We start from the raw sequence: 17610 nt of genomic DNA, 5'->3' as shown, positions 1-17610 counted from the left end.
AAATCGCGCGACGATCAATCACACTGCACGAGAAAGATTCACGATGGCGATGGAAACTGCCGGTTTTACCTACGGCTCGGACACCTCGGGCCTGGTCTGGGGCTTCCTGTTTGGCCGCGAGGCGCAGCCGCTGGCGCTCGACTCGACGGCCGCCCTGGCCTGGCTGGCCGATGGCGCGGCGCGCCCGGCGCAGGAATTCGTCTGGCTGCATTTCAACCTGTCGCATGCGGCCAGCGAAAAATGGCTGATGACGCACACGCAGCTGGCCGACGAATTCTATGAAACCCTGCACCAGGGCTCACGCTCGACGCGCATCGAACAGGCGGAAAACACCCTGATCGCCGTGGTCAACGATGTGGTGCACAATTTTTCGTTCGAGGCATCCGATATTTCCACCATGTGGGCCAGCGTGGCGCAAAACCTCGTCATCACGGCGCGCCGCGCGCCGCTGCAGTCGATCGAGCGCTTGCGCCAGGCCGTCATCAAGAACCACGAGCCGATCCGCTCGTCGGTGGAGCTGCTGATTCACCTGTTGCGCGATCAGGCGGACGTGCTGGTCAACATCGTGCGCGACGCCGTGGCGCGGGTCGACGATATCGAAGACCACTTGCTAGCCGGGCGCCTAGTGCCGAAACGCGAAGACCTGGGCGCCATGCGGCGCGTGCTGGTACGGCTGCAGCGCCTACTGGCGCCGGAACCGGCCGCCCTGTTCCGCCTGCTGCAACGCCCGCCTGCATGGGTGTCGGAGCTGGACAGCCTGGAATTGCGCCAGTCGACGGAGGAATTTTCGGTGGTCCTCAGCGATATGTCGTCCCTGCAGGAACGCATCAAGCTGCTGCAGGAAGAGATTGCCGCCAGCGTCAACGAGGAAAACAGCCGCAGCCTGTTCGTGCTGACCATCGTCACCGTGCTGGCCTTGCCGATCAATATCATCGCCGGCATGCTGGGCATGAATGTGGGGGGAATTCCGCTGGCCCAGCATCCGCAGGGCTTCTGGATCATCGTCGCCATCATCGTCACGTTCACGGTGGTGGCGGGATGGCTGGTGGTGCGCGTGCAGAGGAACAGCTAGATCCGCTCCCGGCACGGCCTGGCAAGCGAACGGCGGGCGCCGTCCGCCGTTACTGCTGGCTACGCTTAACGGTGGTATTCGCCAGCCCGTTCAGGCTGGTAAACGATTTCCTCGATCTTGACCTTCACCACGCCGCCCGGCATGGGCCAGGCGATGCTGTCGCCCACGGATAGGCCCAGCAGCGCGCTGCCGACGGGCGCCAGCACGGAAATGCGGTCGGCCTGGCCTTCCACATCCTTCGGATACACGAGCGTCAGGCAGAATTCCTCCTTGTTTTCCACCGTGAAGCGCACGGTGGAATTCATCGTCACGACGGTCGGGGGAATCTCTTGCGGCTCGAGCACCTCGGCGCGGCCCAGTTCGTCGAGCAAGGCAGCCTTGTCCGGCGACAGATTATTACCCAAGGCATACAACAACGCTTCCAGTCGTTCCAGGTCTTGTGACGACAAAATAATTTTTGGTTTTTTTTCCAAGATATCCTCACTATTGATCATTAGGGCGACGTCCGGGTTTGCTGGCGGCAGCTTGCTTGGCCGCGGCAGACAAAACAAACAGCATCAGGACGTCCATCATCTGCGGATTATGGACGAACTCGCGGAGCAAGGCCATAGCGTTCTCGCATTCTTCATTAAAATTTATTAAAATCAATGACTTGCAATGGCCTATGCAGGCAAAAAGTTAATCCGCGCCGCGATGCCGGGGCCATTGAAGTTATTCTTGATGGCATTTTGTTTATTGTCAGCATGTTTTTAAAGGAAAAAAACAGCCGGCAAAAAAAGGATTAAAATTCAGCTTGGATTATTATTAGAAAGACACGCCCCACCTTTTCCGCCTGACTTGTCGCCTAAGTAGGTCGTGGGAAATTATTGTGAAGTTATGACGAACAGAACCGGATGCGCTGCAAGGCGCCCGTTGCGACGCAGTGCAGGCACTGCTAGCAGCGGGTAACGCCGCAGAACGCCGGTTATGGAAGTCAGAAATCACAATAATTTATTACGACCTACTTAGCCTGCTGCCACCGGCCTGTGGCATGCAGACAAAATTGCCGCGCGCCCTGTACTTTCACGCTGCAAAATGACAATATGTCGGCCTTAACAACACGTCGAGAGTTCCGGCTCACTTCGGTTTTCATCAGACTGGAACGTAAAGTATGGCAGGGCGAGGCGGGATCACACGGGGCGGCGGCAAGCGGGGCCGGCAGGAGAAAGCGTCATGATGGCGCCATTGATGCTGCCGTCGGCGCAATTGCGCGGCGACCGCATTGCCAGGCTGAACTTGCTGGCCGCGGCGGCCATGCTGGCCATGGCCAGCCTGCTGTTGATCCTCTTCCAGTTGTTTTCCCTCCAGGCATCCTTCCAGCGCACGCTGCGCATCCAGGCCGACATGCTGGCGCCTGCCGCCACGCAGGCCATGCGCCAGGACAATCGTCTTGCAGCGCAACAACTCCTCGCTCCCCTCGCCGCCGCCCCGCATATCCGGCAAGCACTGCTTTACAGCCCCTATGGCACGCCGTTTGCCCGCTACGCGCGCAGCGGCAGCGATACCGCTCCCACGGCGCCGCGCAACGGCCTGCAGATCGATTACCTGGACGGCAGCGCTGCCATCCTGACGGCCTTGCCCGGCGGCGGCGCGCTGTACCTGCGCGCCAGCCTGGCGCCGCTGTACGCCAGCCTGGCGCAATTTGCCGCCTTCACCCTGCTGGTCTGCCTGTGCGCGTTCGGCCTGACCTTCCTGATGGTGCGCCGCACGCGCACCGCCGCCCTGCATGCGGAGCGCCATTTGCACTACCTGGCCCACGTCGACCCGGTCACGCAGCTGCCGAACCGCCATGAATTCAACGATGCGCTGGCCTATGCGCTGGCGCGCGCCGACCGCCAGGACAGCAGCGTGGGCCTGCTGCTGCTGGACCTGGACAACTTCAAGATCGTCAACGATACGCTGGGCCACCACTGCGGCGACCAGCTGCTCAAGCTCGTGTCCGAGCGCCTGGTGGCCATCCTGCGCGGCACCGACATCATCTGCCGCATCGGCGGCGACGAATTCGTCGTCATCGTGGAACCGGCCGACGACGCCTCGGAGATGGCCAGCGTGGCGCGCAAGATCCTCGCCGTGCTGGCCGCGCCGTTCGCCCTCGAAGGCCACCAGCTGTACGTCAGCGCCAGCATCGGCGTGAGCCTGTATCCGTTCGACGCGCAGGACGTGGCCACCCTGACGCGCAATGCCGATACGGCCATGTACCACGCCAAGCACCAGGGCAAGAACCGCTACGCCGTGTTCAAGGCCGAAATGGAGTTACGCGCCCAGCGCCGCCTGCGCATGGAAGCGAACCTGCGCCGCGCCCTGCAGAACGAGGAACTGTATTTGCACTACCAGCCGCAGATCGACTTGCGCAGCGGGCGCATCGTCGGCGTGGAAGCGCTGATACGCTGGCATTGCCGCGACATGGGCCAGCTGAGTCCCGCCGAATTCATCCCCGTGGCCGAGGAAAGCGGCATCATCGTCGACCTGGGACGCTGGGTGCTGCAAAGCGCCTGCCGCCAGGCGGCTGCCTGGTGCAAGGCGGGCTTGCTCGATTCGCTCGAACACGTGGCCGTCAACCTGTCGGCCTGCCAGGCGCGCGATCCGGGCCTGATGGACGATATCCGCGCCATCCTGGACGAAACGCAGCTGCCGCATGGCTTGCTGGAGCTGGAAATCACGGAAGGCGTCCTGATGGACAATGTCCACGCCAACGTGGAATTGATGCGGCGCCTGCAGGAAACGGGCATCCACCTGTCGATCGACGATTTCGGCACCGGCTATTCCTCGATGTCGTACTTGAAACGCCTGCCCATCGACCAGCTGAAAATCGACCGCAGCTTCGTGCACGACCTGCCCGGCGAGGGCGAAGCCATCGTCACGGCCATCATCGCCATGGCGCACAGCCTGCACCTGAAAGTGGTGGCCGAAGGGGTGGAAACGCTGCAGCAGGTGGAGTTCTTGCGCAAAGCGGGCTGCGACAACGTGCAGGGCTTTTTCTTTGCCCGCCCGATGACGGCGGCACAATTGACGGCATTGCTGCTGGAACGGCGCGACTGGAGTACGCGCACGATCCTGCCGGCGTAAAAAAAGGGCAGAACCACTGGCTCTGCCCTTCATCGCTACCTCAAAGTCATCAGGCCAGCTTGGCCGAATGCTCGCGCGTGGCGTGGAATGTCAGCTTCGGCCAGCGCTCTTCCGTCAGGCGCAGGTTCACGCCGGATGTCGCCAGATACGCCATGTTGCCGGCCGCATCGTAGGCCACGTTGTGGCCCAACGCATTTTCGAAATCCTGCAGGATACGCTTGTCGTCGCAGCTGACCCAGCGGGCGCTGCTGATGCTGGTGCCTTCAAACACGGCGTCCACGCCATACTCGTTGAGCAAACGGCTGGCCACCACTTCGAACTGCAGCACGCCGACGGCGCCCAGCACCAGCTCGCCGCCCTGCACCGGCTTGAAGACCTGCACCGCGCCCTCTTCGCCCAGCTGCTGCAAGCCCTTGTGCAACTGCTTGATTTTCAAGGGATTACGGATGCGCACCGAACGGAAGAAGTCCGGCGCGAAGTACGGGATGCCGGTAAACGTCAGCATCTCGCCTTCGGAAAAGCTGTCGCCGATCTGCATGTTGCCGTGGTTCGGCAAGCCGATGATGTCGCCCGCGTACGCCTCTTCCACCTGTTCGCGCGAGGAAGCCATGAAGGTCACCACGTTCGACACCTTGATCTCGCGCCCCAGGCGCAAATGCTTGACCTTCATGCCGCGCTCGAAACGTCCCGAGCACACGCGCAGGAAGGCGATGCGGTCGCGGTGGGCCGGGTCCATGTTGGCCTGGATCTTGAAGACGAAACCGGTAAATGGCTGCTCGGACGGCGCCACCGAGCGCACGGTCGCGTCGCGCTCGCGCGGCGCCGGCGCCCAGTCGACCAGCGCGGACAGGATCTCGCGCACGCCGAAGTTGTTGATGGCCGAACCGAAGAACACGGGCGTCTGCACGCCGGAGAGGAATTCTTCCAGGTTGAACGGGTTCGACGCGCCGTGCACCAGTTCCACTTCCATGCGCAATTGATCCATCTCAAGCGGGAACATCTCCTGCAGGCGCGGATTGTCGATGCCCTTGATGATTTCGAAGGCGCCGTCGGCCTTCTCTTCACCTGCCTTGAACAGCATGATCTCGTCGTTCAGCAGGTGGTACACGCCGCGGAAGTTCTTGCCCATGCCGATAGGCCAGGTGACGGGCGCGCACTGGATCTTCAGCACCGATTCCAGCTCGTCGAGCAGGTCCAGCGGATCGCGCGTCTCGCGGTCCATCTTGTTCATGAAGGTGACGATCGGCGTATTGCGCATGCGGCACACGGCCAGCAGCTTGATCGTCTGCGCTTCCACGCCCTTGGCCGCGTCGATCACCATCAGCGCCGAGTCGACCGCCGTCAGCACGCGGTAGGTATCTTCCGAGAAGTCCTGGTGACCCGGGGTGTCGAGCAGGTTGACGACGTGGTCGCGGAATTCGAACTGCATCACCGAGGAAGCGACGGAAATGCCGCGCTGCTTCTCGATCTCCATCCAGTCCGACGTCGCGTGGCGGCCCGATTTACGCGCCTTGACGGTACCGGCCATCTGGATCGCGCCCGAGAACAGCAGCAGTTTTTCCGTCAGGGTGGTTTTACCGGCATCCGGGTGGGAAATGATGCCGAAGGTGCGGCGGCGCTGCACTTCGCGCGCGATCACGGCCGGCGCCTTGCTGCTTACTGGCGCTGCGGCGTTGTCCGCGCTGTCGCTGGAATCGGGGGTGTTGATGTCGTTCTCGTTGGCCATATTGGTGACCATAATATGGCCCTCGCAAAAAACCCTCGATTTTACAGAAGGATCGGCCTTCCGTGTGAACTGCTTCACTCTGGCGAACGGCAAAACTGACTGCATCGCGGCACACTTCATCAAGGGGTCACAATCCGCAGGCAACATTGCACTGCAGAAATGTTGTCACCCTACCCTGGAAACCCGATGAAAATGCTCCTCACCCCCGCCATCCGCCTCATGCAGCGCTTGCGCCTGCTGCCCAAATTCATGCTTGTCTGCCTGGTCTTCCTGCTGCCGCTGGCGCTGGCGACCACCCTGCTGATCTCGGAGCTGGGCAAGTCGCTGGCCCAGGCGCAGGATGCGCAGCGGGGCGTGGCCTATGTGCGCCAGTTGCAGGAAGGCACGCGGCTGCTGCAACAGCGGCGCGGCCTCGAGCACTTGCGCCTGAGCGGCAAGGCGGGCATGGACAACACGGCCCTGAACGCGCGCATCACGGCCGCGCTGGCCGCCCTGGCGCGCTTGCCGGCGGGCGCCGGCCTGCCCCAGGCGGCCGAACTGACGAAACAGTGGCAAGCCCTGCTGGGCCGCCAGGCGGGCCTCGCGGCGCGCGACAGCTACGCGGCGCACACGGCGCTGCTGCGCCAGGCGGCCAAGCTGGGCCAGTTGGTGGCCGACCGCTCGCACCTGAGTCTGGACCCGGACGCGGGCGCCAACCACCTGAGCGCCGCCTTCACCGCCACCCTGCCCGACCTGGCCGAGAGCCTGTCCGACATCGGCGGGCGCGGCGCCGCCTACATCGACACGGGCCTGTTCGAGGCAAATGAAGATCAACTCGTCAACGCCAACGCCCTGATCGCGCGCCACGAACTGGAACGCCTGCCGGCCCGCTTCGACGAAATCATCGCGGCCAAGCCGGAATTGCGCGCCAGCCTGCAGCCGGCCCTGAAAGCCGTGCCGGCCGCGCTGGCCTTCCTCGAACGCACGAAGAATGAAGTGACGAATTCCTACGACCAGACGTCGGGCGCGCAATTCCACGCGGCTGGCATGCAAGCCATCGACGCCCTGCACGCGCTGTCCGGCGCCTCCGCCACCGCGCTGGACGGCTTGCTGGCGCAGCGCATCGCCCGCGACGAGGCGCGCCGCGCCCTGATCCTGGCGGCCATGCTGCTGGTGCTGCTGGCCGCCGCCTACCTGTGCGCGGGCTTTTATGCCGCGTTCGCGCGCGACGTGCAGCAACTGCGCGTGGCCGTGGGCGCCGCGGCGGCGGGCGACCTGTCGCAGCGCATCACCTCGCAGGCGCACGACGAGATCGGCGACCTGGTGCGCGACTTCGGCGCCATGACGCATGGCCTGGCCACCCTGGTGCAGGAAATCCGCGGCGGCGCGGCCATCATCGCCGCGGCCGGCGCCGATATCGCCCAGGGCAACGCCGCCCTGTCCGGCCACACGGCCACGCAAGCGGACGCGCTGGGCGCCACCGTGGACTCGATGCGCGAGCTGACGGCCACCGTGAGCCGCAACGAAGCCCACGTAGGACAGGGACGCACCCTGGTGGCGTCAGCCGCCGAAGTGGCCCAGCGCGGCGGCGAGACCGTCAGCGCCGTGGTCGAGACCATGGCCTCGATCAAGGCCAGCTCGCACAAGATCGTCGACATCATCGGCGTGATCAACGGTATCGCCTTCCAGACGAATATCCTCGCCCTGAACGCGGCCGTGGAAGCGGCGCGCGCGGGCGAACAGGGGCGCGGCTTTGCCGTCGTGGCGTCCGAAGTGCGCAGCCTGGCGCAGCGTTCCAGCGAGGCGGCGCAGCAGATCAAACGCCTGATCGGCGACTCCGTGGCCACCGTGGACGCGGGCGGCGACCTGGTCAACGCGGCCGGCAGCACCATGCGGCAAGTCGTCGACGCGGTGCAGCAAGTATCCGTCGTCATCGGTCGCATCAGCAGCGCCGGTGCCGAGCAGAATGGCGAAATCGCCCGCATCAACGGCGCGCTGGCGCAAATCGACGACATGACGCGCCAGAATGCGAGCCTGGTCGACGAGGCGCGCGCCGGTTCGCAGCGCCTGCACCAGGAAGGCGAGGCGCTGACGCAGGCCGTCAGCCGCTTCCGCCTGGGGGAGCACGAGGCGCCAAACGTGCGCCAGACACCCGCCGCAACCGTGCACGACGGCTTGCCCAGCGTGCGGCCGGCCGGTCTGTGGAGCGCCAACAAGCCGCGCGTCATATCACAAAATCGCGCAGAACGGCGCAAGGCTAGCTAGGCTAAAGTGTGCACGTAGGACAAGGACTACAATTTCGCCTCAAAAGAGACTACAAAGTGGCGACTGCTAATCTTATGTTCGCCACTTACATAAGCTTTTAAAGTAGCTACATCGCGATCTGCACCGCGCGGTCGAAAAAAAACGCTGTTTTCAGATGGATGCGGCAACTTTTTTGACCAGCAACGCGGCAGTCGCACTCCGATGTAAAAAGCCTGTGAGGAATACTATGAGCCATACTCAACTTATCGCCCCGGTCCAGAAGAACCAGTTGCTGCCGCGCGCCATGCCGGCGGCCGGTCGGGAAATCAAGCTTGCGTCGCGGGTTAGCCTCAGCAGTGCCCAACAAAATGAATTGCTGGCCGCCCTGCCGCGCGCCGCGCTCGAATCGCTGTTCGAAGACCTGGAACTGGTGGAACTGCCTTTCGGCAAGGAATTGTATGCCTACGGTAACAACCTGGAATACAGCTACTTCCCCACCACCGCCATCATTTCCTTGCTGTATGTCATGGAAGACGGCGCCACGACGGAAATCGCCGTCGTCGGCCATGAAGGCGTGGCCGGTGCCTCGCTGCTGGCAGGCGAACGCGCCATGTGCACGGCCGTCGTGCAAAGTGCCGGCTACGGCTACCGCCTGAAAACGCAAAGCTTGCGCGACGCCTTCAACCAGGGCGGCGCCCTGCCCCAGCTGCTGATGCGCTACACCAACGCCCTGTTTGCGCAAATGGCGCAGAACGCGGTCGGTGGCCGTCACAGCTCGATCGAGCAAAAGCTGTGCCGCTGGCTGCTGGACCGCCTGGACCGTTCGCCATCGAACGAATTGAAGGTGACGCAAGAGTTGATCTCGATCATGCTGGGCGTGCGCCGCGAAAGCATCACGGCGGCCGCCGGCAAGCTGCAGGAAGAAGGCTTGATCCATTATCGCCGCGGCAATATCACGGTGCTGGACCGCGCCGGCCTGGAATGCTATGCGGGCGAGTGCTACAAGGTAGCGAAGACGGAATACGACCGTTTGCTGCGTGACGTATCACGCTGCTGATCCGCTGCTGATGCGCTGCTGATCAGGCAAGACAGATAAAAAAATGGCCGGGCTGCATGCCCGGCCATTTTTCTTGCATCAACGTCCATTACGCTTCGGCATCCGCATCGATGTCTTCCGGCTCCGGCGTCAGCGGCAACGGAATCACGGCTTCCACGCACGTGCCCTTGCCTTCCGGCCCCTGGCGCACAGTGAGGGTGCCACCCAGCAACAAGGCCCGCTCGCGCATGCCCAGCAAGCCGTGCGACATGGGTTTTTGCAGCGCATCTTCCGTGATGCCGATGCCATCGTCGATCACGCGCAGCACCAGGCCGTGCTCATTGCGCTTCAAGGTCACGCTGACCATGCCGGCGCGCGCATATTTCAGGATATTGGTCAGCGATTCCTGCACGATACGGAACAGGGCAATCGTCAGGGTGGCTTCGCGGTTGTCGATATTGATGGCCACGTCCGTTTCGCAGCGCACCGAACTCATGCGCGCAAAATCCTCGCAATAGCTTTCGATGGCGGCGCACAGGCCCAGGTTGTCCAGCAGGCTGGGGCGCAGGTCTTCGACGATGCGGCGCTTGAGTTCCACCGTTTCCAGCAAGGTGGCCTTGGCGCGGCGCAATTGCGCGGCCAGTTCCGGCTGCGTGTGCGCCAGTTGCTGCGTGACGGCGCCCAGGTCCATGCTGATCGACGTCAGGTTGGCGCCCAGCTCATCGTGCAATTCGCGCGCCAGGCGCGCCTTTTCCACTTCATTGACGCTGATCAAATGGCGCGACAGCACGGATAACTGCTCCGTACGCTTGCTGACCGTCGATTCCAGGGTGTCGTTGGCATTTTGCAGCGCATACTCGACGGCCGCGCGATTCTGGAAACTGCGCCGCACCAGCTGGTAAAACATGATCAGCACGAGAATGGCCAGGGCATTGATGCCGATGCCGAGCAGCACGGCTTTCTGGTACTCATGGTAAAAGGCGGCGCTGCCGGAAGACAACGCTTCATTCTGTTCGCGCGTCATGATCACCACTTGCAGGCGGATCTCGTCCATGGTGGCGCGGTCATCGGTCACACGGGAAATGTTGACGATCTCGGCCAGCCCACCCTGCTTGTAGACATCGATCGACTGTTGCAACATCGACATCTTGCGACGGATCAAGCTTTTCAGCTGGCCCAGGTTTTTCAACTGGGTAGGACTGCCCGCGAGCAAGGTTTGCAGCTCGTTGAATTCGTTTTCGATTTCCGTGGTCGCCGTCTTCGACGGCCCCAGATAGGTTTCGGAGCCGGAAATGAAATAGCCGCGCAAGCTGCTTTCCGCATCGAGCACGAGCACGTTCAAATACTGCAAGCGGTCCGCCACGCGGGCGCTCTGGCTGAGCAAGGCGTTCGTGCCCTTCAGCGATTGCAGATTATGATAGAGACTGAAACCATTGAGTACAAGCAGCAAGGCGCAAGTCACGCACAGGATCGTCTTGTAGAGGGGCAGGCGGTGATTCGGGGCCGGTTCAGCGGTGAAATACATCCTGATGTGCATCCTTAGCAAGGTTCGGCGCGGGAAAAAGCGCCGGCGCCGGCCAATTATAGTCCTCGCCACAAACTGCTGCACTGCACAAGTCGTGCCGGCTGGCTGGCTGAGCGATCATGTTTCCATGATCGCACCGCAGCGCTAGTCAAGCAAATTGTTTTTCATTGCGTAATAGGTCAAGTCGCTGTTGGATTGCAAGCCCATTTTTTCCATGATGCGCGTACGGTAAGTACTCACCGTCTTGATGCTCAGCGACAAGGCGACACCGATATCGGACACGGTGGCGCCGCGCGCCAGGCGCAGGAAGACCTGGAATTCGCGGTCCGACAATTCCGTGTGCAAAGCGGCATTCGTATCGCGGTCGAACGATTGCGCCAGCAACTCGCCGACGGTGGAGCTGACATAGCGTCGCCCCTGGAACACGGTGCGCACGGCCGTCATCAGCTCGTCGGCTTCGCATTCCTTGTTCAGATAGCCATTCGCGCCCATCTTGAACAGGTTCAACGCGTATTGCTGCGCGGGATAGCCGCTGAGTATCAGCACGGGCAATTCCGGCTGGCCCTGGCGGATCGTGCGCAAGGTATCGATGCCGCTCTGATCGGGCATGGCTATATCGAGCAGCAATACATCGCAAATTTCGCGGCGGGCGATATCGAGCGCTTCGCGCCCCGTACCGGCTTCCGCCACCACACTGAAATCGCTCGACGACGAAAAAATCTGTTTGAATCCAGCTCGTACTATTTGGTGATCATCACAAATGGCAACGCGTATCATTGTTTCCCCTTAAATTTTCCTGGCCTGGGAAAGACTACCGGAACCTGAACGCTGCTCCGGTTCAGCGTCACTAACAAAAACGCAACATTAACATTATATTCAAAATATGGCGCGCAGTACGGTAGCGTCAGCGCCAAGGCCGAGCGCCCATGCAGTATAGTCAACTCAGTCAACTGCTACCGGACAACCCCACCTATATTGGTACAAATCTTATTTTAGCAAGTTTAAAATCGCAATTAATTCATTGCGTATCCACACGCGGTCCAGCGGCGCTTCCTGCGGCGCGACGGGCACGGCCGGCAGCACTGGCAGCTCGTCGGCGATGGCATGCGAAGCGCCACGACTATCGAGCTTGTTGCGGGCACCGCTGATGGTAAAGCCCTGCTCGTACAGCAATTCGCGGATGCGGCGTATCAACAGCACCTCATGGTGCTGATAATAACGGCGGTTACCACGTCGTTTGACCGGCTTGAGCTGGGAAAACTCCTGCTCCCAGTAGCGCAATACATGCGGTTTGACGCCGCACAACTCGCTCACCTCGCCGATCGTGAAATAGCGTTTCGCCGGAATGGGCGGCAAGGCGATCAACTCGGTTTTACTGATGCGCTCGTTCATCGCCACTCACTCAGGCAGCACGTGCCAGCGGACTGGTCTCTTCGACCATGCTTTTCAGCTTCTGGCTCGCATGGAAGGTCACGACGCGGCGCGCCGTGATGGGAATCTCTTCGCCCGTCTTCGGATTGCGGCCCGGCCGCTGCGGCTTGTCGCGCAACTGGAAATTACCGAAACCGGACAGCTTGACGGCCTCGCCCCGTTCGAGCGCATTGCGGATCTCGTCGAAAAAGGTCTCGACCATATCCTTCGCTTCGCGCTTGTTCAGGCCCACCTGCTCGAACAACAGTTCGGCCAGTTCCGCCTTGGTCAAGGTGGGTAAATCTTTTTCCGCTTCCTGGCGCACTTTGGCAACCAGCATGGCCCGATGCAGATCTGCGGCCAGTGCGGACTGCAGTACGGCGGAATCAACGTCGCTGTTATTAATTTTCCTGCCCTGCCTTTTCTGTGCGCCCGAGCCCGCCACATGGCAAGCTCGTCTACGGTTGACGACGGAAAGGCCGTCACGCAAGGCGACGGCCAGTCCGGTAATTACGAACGCAGTTTCGCGTCGTGGCCCTGCTTGGCCGCATCGACCAGGACAGCCATCAGGCCATCGACGACATCGTCTTGCAGGGTGTTTTGAGTATCTTGCAAGCTAATCCGGAAAGCAAGGCTTTTTTCATCCGCTTCCAGACCTTTTCCACGATATTCATCAAATAAAACAATGGCTTGCACGATACGCGCTGCCGGGCTCGACTTGGCGGCGGCGTGGAAGCTGTCGAGCAGATCCTGCACGGCCACCGATTGCTTGACGACCACGGCCAGGTCGCGGCTGGCGCCAGGGAATTTCGAGATTTCCTGGTACACGGGCACGACTCGTTGCGTCAGGGCAGCGGCGTCGACTTCGAACAGCACGGGCGCCAGCGGCAAGTCATACTTTTGCATCCAGCGCGGGTGCAGTTCGCCGATGAAACCGATGACCTTGCCATCGAGCTCCACGTTGGCCGAACGGCCCGGATGCAGGGCCGGATGTTCCGCCTTGCTGAAACGCAAGACCAGCGGCGCGAACAGCGCTTCCAGGTCCGCCTTCACGTCGAAGAAGTCGACCGTGCGCGCAGCCTGGCCCCACTGCTCGTCGGCCACCGCGCCGTAAGCCATGGCGGCCACGCGCTTCGGCTGGGCGTAACCGGCCACCGACAGGGGACCGTTTTCCACGCTGTCGTCGCGCTGGTAGATGGCGCCCACTTCGAAGATGCGCACGCGGTTCGTCTTGCGGTTCAGGTTATAACGCACATTGGCGATCAGGCTGCCAATCAGCGAGGAGCGCATCACGCTCATCTGGCTGGCGATCGGGTTCTGCAATTTGATCGGATTCGTGTTGCCCGAGAAATCGCGCTCCCATGCCGTATCGACAAAGCTCATGTTAACCACTTCCTGGAAGCCCAGGTCGGCCAGCTCATGACGTACCGCAAACAAGGAGCGGGTATTTTCTGGTGCAATCTGCATCACGTTCGCTGCCACGGGCGGCAAGGTCGGGATGTTTTCAAAGCCGTACACGCGCGCCACTTCCTCGATCAAGTCTTCCTCGATCTCGATGTCGAAACGGTAGCTGGGCGAGGTCACGGAAAACACGCCGTCCGCCAGGGTGAATGGCAGGGCCAGGCGCGTGAAGATATCGGCGATCAGCTCATCGTTGAGCGGCACGCCGATGACTTTTTGCGCGCGCGCCGTGCGCATCGACACAGGCTGGCGTTGCGGCAAGTTCACCACGTGGTCGTCGACGGGGCCGACGGTCGTGGCTGGCGTGCCGCAGATTTCCACGATCAGGGCCGTGATGCGCTCGATGTGCTCGACGGTGGTGGCGAAATCGACGCCGCGCTCGAAGCGGTGCGCCGCATCGGTCGAGAAATTCAAGCGGCGCGCGCGGCCTTGAATGGCGTTCGGCCACCAGAAAGCCGCTTCCAGGTAAATGCTGTCCGTATCGTCCGATACGGAGCTAGCGTCGCCGCCCATGATGCCGGCCAAGGATTCGATTTCCTGATCATCGGCAATGACGCCGAGCCACTCGTCGACGGCGATGGTATTGCCGTTCAACAGCTTGACGGATTCGCCCGCCTTGCCCCAACGCACGTCGAGGCTGCCGTGGATCTTTGCCAGATCGAACACGTGGCTGGGACGGCCCAGTTCCAGCATGACATAGTTGGAAATGTCGACCAGGGCCGACAGCGGACGCTGGCCGCTGCGCTCGAGGCGCTGCTTCATCCAGTCCGGCGTAGCGGCACGGGCGTTCAAGCCGCGGATGACGCGGCCCGTGAAACGGCCGCACAGGTCCGGCGCGCTGACTTTCACTGGCAACACTTCATCGCTGGTGACAGGCACGGTGCGGAACTGCGGCGCATTCAGGGGCACGCCCGTCAAGGCCGACACTTCACGCGCCACGCCCAGCACGGACAGGCAGTCCGCCTTGTTCGGCGTCAACTTGATGGTGAATTTCAAGTCGTTGAGCGCAAAGTAATCGCGGAAATTCTGGCCGATCGGCGCGTCGTCCGGCAATTCCAGCAAGCCGGCGTTTTCTTCCGACAATTTCAATTCGCGCGCGGAGCACAGCATGCCTTGCGACTCGACGCCGCGCAGCTGGCCCACCTTGATTTCAAACGGCTTGCCATCGGCGCCAGGCGGCAGCACGGCGCCGGCCATGGCGCATACGACTTTCAAGCCAGGGCGCACGTTCGGCGCGCCGCAAACGATGTTGAGCATGGTGCCCGTGCCGACATCGACCTGGCACACATTCAGGCGGTCCGCGTTCGGATGTTTTTCCATCTCCAGGACCAGGCCCACCACCACGTTCGAGAACGGGGGCGCGACAGGATCGACGTCCTCGACTTCGAGACCGGACATGGTCAGCAGATGGGCCAGTTCGTCCGAAGTCATCTTCGGATCGACCATGGTACGGAGCCAGTTTTCGGAAAATTGCATAATCAAGCCTTCAAAGGGTCAAAGCTCACAGCGCGAGCGCACAGGCGCTCAAGCGCCATGAATCAAACGGAACAATGCTTAGTTGAACTGCTTCAGGAAACGCAAGTCGCCTTCATAAAACAGGCGCAGGTCGTTGATGCCGTAGCGCAACATCGTCAAGCGTTCCAGGCCGGAGCCGAAAGCAAAACCGATGAATTTCTCGGGATCGAGGCCGAAGTTCTTCACCACGGTCGGATGCACCTGGCCGGCGCCCGATACTTCCAGCCAGCGGCCTTTCAGCGGGCCCGAACCGAAGGCGATGTCGATCTCGGCCGACGGTTCCGTAAACGGGAAGTACGATGGGCGGAAGCGCACTTGCAAATCGTCCGTCTCGAAGAATGCCTTGACGAAGTTCAGGTACACGCCCTTCAGGTCGGCAAAGCTGATGTCTTCGGCGATCCACAGGCCTTCGACCTGGTGGAACATCGGCGAATGGGTGGCGTCGCTGTCGACGCGGTAGGTGCGGCCCGGCGCGATGACCTTGATCGGCGGCGTGTGCGTGCGCGCATAGCGCACCTGCATCGGGCTCGTGTGCGTGCGCAGCAGCAAGGGCTTGCCATCGGTATCGTTGCCGTCGATGTAGAAAGTGTCTTGCATGGAACGGGCTGGATGGTTTTCCGGGCTGTTGAGCGCCGTGAAGTTGGTCCAGTCGTTCTCGATTTCGGGGCCGTCGGCCACATCGAAACCGATGGAGCGGAAGATTTCCTCGACACGCTCCCACGTGCGCATCACGGGATGGATGCCGCCGGGCATGCGGCCACGGCCTGGCAGGGTCACGTCGATCGCTTCGGCGTTCAGACGGCCTTGCATCTGGGCATCGGCCAGCGCATCACGGCGCGCCGTCAGCGCGTCCTCGATCTGCACTTTGACGGCGTTGATCAAGGCGCCTTGCGCCTTGCGCGCGTCCGGGTCCAGCTTGCCCAGGCCCTTCATCATTTCGGTAATCTGGCCAGTCTTGCCCAGGTAGCGGGCTTTGGCGTTTTCAAGTGCGGCAGCGTCTGCGGCGGCGATAAAGTCAGCCTGGGCCGAGACGACGAGTTCTTCTAGGGAGTTCATGCGGCATTTCCTGTTTTGGACATCAATTCTGGACTCAGTTATCTAAAATCCAACAATCAAAAACGGAAACGGGGCATAAGGTGTTAAAACCCCTGCCCCGCTCTTTATGACGTCACCCTACGGATGACGTTGTGCAATGACCGATGCTTACGCAGCGATTTTTGCTTTAACTGCGTTGACAATCGCAGCGAATGCTGGCTTGTCCATCACAGCCATATCGGCCAGGACTTTACGGTCCAGTTCGATATTTGCTTTTTTCAAGCCGTTCATGAATACGCTGTACGTTACGCCATGCTCACGGGAAGCGGCGTTGATACGGGCGATCCACAGGCGGCGGAAAACGCGTTTCTTGTTGCGGCGATCGCGGTAAGCGTATTGGCCAGCGCGCATAACTGCTTGCTTGGCAACACGGTATACACGGCTGCGGCGACCACGGTAGCCTTTAGCTTGAACAAGAATCTTCTTATGACGGGCACGAGCTGTAACCCCACGTTTTACTCTAGGCATAGTAACTCCTTAAATTGAGTGTGAGATTAAGCAGTCGGCATCATGCGCATGACGGATGTGACATCCGATGCGTTGATGTTACGGGTACCGCGCAACTGACGTTTGTTTTTGGTGGTTTTCTTGGTCAGGATGTGGCGTTTGAACGCGTGACCCGACTTGACTGTTCCACCTGGACGCACGCGAAAACGTTTTTTCGCGGAGCTTTTGGTCTTCATTTTAGGCATAGCAATCTGTCCTCTTACGGACAGCTCCATTTATAACAGGATTGCAGGTGGCAACACGACGCTGCGCTTAGATGCCTGCTTTCACATGTTGTGCAGCGGATGCGAGTCCACTACAGTTCACGCGGCCCGGACATTGCTGACCGGGCCGCGCAAATTCTGCCTGGGGTTTGACACCGCGCCAATGTCGGCGCGAGCAGTTTCCACCCACAGTAAAACGCTATTGTATCTTACTTCTTCTTCTTAGGCGAAAGAACCATGATCATTTGGCGGCCTTCCATCTTCGGGAACTGCTCGACCTGGCCGTACGGCTCCAGATCGGCTTTCAGACGTTCCAGCATGCGGAAGCCAATATCCTGATGCGCCATCTCACGACCGCGGAAACGCAAGGTGATCTTGGTTTTATCGCCATCTTCGAGGAACTTGATGAGATTACGCAACTTGATATTGTAGTCACCATCATCAGTCCCCGGACGGAATTTGACTTCCTTCACGAGGATGATCTTTTGCTTCAATTTGGCTTCGTGAGCTTTCTTTTGCTCCGAATACTTAAATTTGCCGTAGTCCATCAAACGGCACACCGGTGGCTGCGCGGTAGGCGCAATTTCCACCAGGTCGACGTTTGCCTCTTCCGCCAGGCGGAAGGCTTCAGCCAAACTTACGATACCGAGTGGCTCGTTATCGACCCCGCTTAAACGCATTTCAGGGGCAGTGATTTCGCCATTGATGCGATGTGACTTGTCAGTAGCTATT

15 protein-coding genes are annotated in these 17610 nt (G+C 60.9%); 4 read left to right on the top strand and 11 right to left on the bottom strand.

What is annotated here, in order from left to right:
* Window positions 1–43: 43 nt before the first annotated feature.
* Complete coding sequence (locus tag O0879_RS00790) at window positions 44–1072, top strand: transporter (RefSeq protein ID WP_175444840.1); 1029 nt, start codon at window positions 44–46, stop codon at window positions 1070–1072.
* Between the two features lie 65 nt (window positions 1073–1137).
* On the opposite strand, the gene rnk is transcribed toward O0879_RS00790, so the two are convergent.
* Window positions 1138–1545, bottom strand: a complete 408-nt coding sequence (gene rnk / locus O0879_RS00785) for a nucleoside diphosphate kinase regulator (protein WP_162835757.1) — start codon at window positions 1543–1545, stop codon at window positions 1138–1140.
* Window positions 1546–2284: 739 nt separating this feature from the next.
* Here rnk and O0879_RS00780 point away from each other — a divergent pair.
* Window positions 2285–4177 carry an EAL domain-containing protein gene (locus O0879_RS00780; RefSeq protein WP_289914231.1) on the top strand — a complete coding sequence of 631 codons (1893 nt, stop codon included), beginning with the start codon at window positions 2285–2287 and terminating at the stop codon, window positions 4175–4177.
* 49 nt (window positions 4178–4226) lie between these two features.
* Here the strand turns inward: O0879_RS00780 and O0879_RS00775 are convergent, their stop codons facing one another.
* A complete protein-coding gene (locus tag O0879_RS00775; protein WP_077409182.1) occupies window positions 4227–5903 on the bottom strand; it encodes a peptide chain release factor 3 in 1677 nt (558 codons plus the stop codon).
* A 186-nt stretch (window positions 5904–6089) separates the two neighbouring features.
* Between O0879_RS00775 and O0879_RS00770 the strand changes: the two genes are divergently transcribed.
* On the top strand, window positions 6090–8147 hold the full coding sequence (locus O0879_RS00770) for a methyl-accepting chemotaxis protein (RefSeq protein WP_289914230.1): 2058 nt from the start codon (window positions 6090–6092) through the stop codon (window positions 8145–8147).
* 226 nt (window positions 8148–8373) lie between these two features.
* Complete coding sequence (locus O0879_RS00765) at window positions 8374–9183, top strand: Crp/Fnr family transcriptional regulator (protein WP_034783188.1); 810 nt, start codon at window positions 8374–8376, stop codon at window positions 9181–9183.
* 88 nt (window positions 9184–9271) lie between these two features.
* Here O0879_RS00765 and O0879_RS00760 read toward each other — a convergent pair whose 3' ends face one another.
* From O0879_RS00760 to infC, 9 genes are all read right to left on the bottom strand, one after another.
* Window positions 9272–10687, bottom strand: coding sequence for a CHASE3 domain-containing protein (locus O0879_RS00760; protein WP_077406205.1), 1416 nt, complete (start codon window positions 10685–10687; stop codon window positions 9272–9274).
* Between the two features lie 144 nt (window positions 10688–10831).
* Window positions 10832–11464 carry a response regulator transcription factor gene (locus O0879_RS00755; RefSeq protein ID WP_034783185.1) on the bottom strand — a complete coding sequence of 211 codons (633 nt, stop codon included), beginning with the start codon at window positions 11462–11464 and terminating at the stop codon, window positions 10832–10834.
* A 210-nt stretch (window positions 11465–11674) separates the two neighbouring features.
* Window positions 11675–12079: a MerR family transcriptional regulator gene (locus O0879_RS00750; RefSeq protein ID WP_099667408.1), complete on the bottom strand. Its 405-nt coding sequence runs from the start codon at window positions 12077–12079 to the stop codon at window positions 11675–11677.
* Between the two features lie 10 nt (window positions 12080–12089).
* Window positions 12090–12437 carry an integration host factor subunit alpha gene (locus tag O0879_RS00745; protein WP_010399205.1) on the bottom strand — a complete coding sequence of 116 codons (348 nt, stop codon included), beginning with the start codon at window positions 12435–12437 and terminating at the stop codon, window positions 12090–12092.
* 170 nt (window positions 12438–12607) lie between these two features.
* Window positions 12608–15034 (bottom strand): phenylalanine--tRNA ligase subunit beta, encoded by a 2427-nt coding sequence (gene pheT / locus O0879_RS00740; protein WP_289914229.1) that lies wholly within the window; start codon window positions 15032–15034, stop codon window positions 12608–12610.
* Window positions 15035–15112: 78 nt separating this feature from the next.
* Window positions 15113–16129 (bottom strand): phenylalanine--tRNA ligase subunit alpha, encoded by a 1017-nt coding sequence (gene pheS / locus O0879_RS00735; protein WP_034751917.1) that lies wholly within the window; start codon window positions 16127–16129, stop codon window positions 15113–15115.
* A 147-nt stretch (window positions 16130–16276) separates the two neighbouring features.
* Window positions 16277–16636, bottom strand: coding sequence for a 50S ribosomal protein L20 (rplT, locus tag O0879_RS00730; RefSeq protein WP_010399214.1), 360 nt, complete (start codon window positions 16634–16636; stop codon window positions 16277–16279).
* A gap of 26 nt (window positions 16637–16662) precedes the next feature.
* Window positions 16663–16860: a 50S ribosomal protein L35 gene (rpmI, locus tag O0879_RS00725; RefSeq protein ID WP_038493025.1), complete on the bottom strand. Its 198-nt coding sequence runs from the start codon at window positions 16858–16860 to the stop codon at window positions 16663–16665.
* Between the two features lie 227 nt (window positions 16861–17087).
* Window positions 17088–17609, bottom strand: coding sequence for a translation initiation factor IF-3 (infC, locus tag O0879_RS00720; RefSeq protein WP_071650129.1), 522 nt, complete (start codon window positions 17607–17609; stop codon window positions 17088–17090).
* Window position 17610 lies beyond the last annotated feature (1 nt).

The organism is Janthinobacterium sp. SUN120, assembly GCF_030397735.1.
In the GTDB taxonomy this organism is placed as follows: domain Bacteria; phylum Pseudomonadota; class Gammaproteobacteria; order Burkholderiales; family Burkholderiaceae_D; genus Janthinobacterium; species Janthinobacterium kumbetense.
This window is presented reverse-complemented; position numbering and strand designations above follow the sequence as displayed.

Excerpts from the sequence above, each read along its gene's own strand:
- pheT (WP_289914229.1), bottom strand. The coding sequence starts at position 15,034 with ATGCAATTTTCCGAAAACTGGCTCCGTACCATGGTCGATCCGAAGATG.
- O0879_RS00765 (WP_034783188.1), top strand. The coding sequence starts at position 8,374 with ATGAGCCATACTCAACTTATCGCCCCGGTCCAGAAGAACCAGTTGCTG.
- O0879_RS00760 (WP_077406205.1), bottom strand. The coding sequence starts at position 10,687 with ATGTATTTCACCGCTGAACCGGCCCCGAATCACCGCCTGCCCCTCTAC.
- O0879_RS00745 (WP_010399205.1), bottom strand. The coding sequence starts at position 12,437 with ATGCTGGTTGCCAAAGTGCGCCAGGAAGCGGAAAAAGATTTACCCACC.
- O0879_RS00780 (WP_289914231.1), top strand. The coding sequence starts at position 2,285 with ATGATGGCGCCATTGATGCTGCCGTCGGCGCAATTGCGCGGCGACCGC.
- rplT (WP_010399214.1), bottom strand. The coding sequence starts at position 16,636 with ATGCCTAGAGTAAAACGTGGGGTTACAGCTCGTGCCCGTCATAAGAAG.
- rpmI (WP_038493025.1), bottom strand. The coding sequence starts at position 16,860 with ATGCCTAAAATGAAGACCAAAAGCTCCGCGAAAAAACGTTTTCGCGTG.
- pheS (WP_034751917.1), bottom strand. The coding sequence starts at position 16,129 with ATGAACTCCCTAGAAGAACTCGTCGTCTCGGCCCAGGCTGACTTTATC.
- O0879_RS00755 (WP_034783185.1), bottom strand. The coding sequence starts at position 11,464 with ATGATACGCGTTGCCATTTGTGATGATCACCAAATAGTACGAGCTGGA.
- O0879_RS00770 (WP_289914230.1), top strand. The coding sequence starts at position 6,090 with ATGAAAATGCTCCTCACCCCCGCCATCCGCCTCATGCAGCGCTTGCGC.
- O0879_RS00790 (WP_175444840.1), top strand. The coding sequence starts at position 44 with ATGGCGATGGAAACTGCCGGTTTTACCTACGGCTCGGACACCTCGGGC.
- O0879_RS00750 (WP_099667408.1), bottom strand. The coding sequence starts at position 12,079 with ATGAACGAGCGCATCAGTAAAACCGAGTTGATCGCCTTGCCGCCCATT.
- O0879_RS00775 (WP_077409182.1), bottom strand. The coding sequence starts at position 5,903 with ATGGCCAACGAGAACGACATCAACACCCCCGATTCCAGCGACAGCGCG.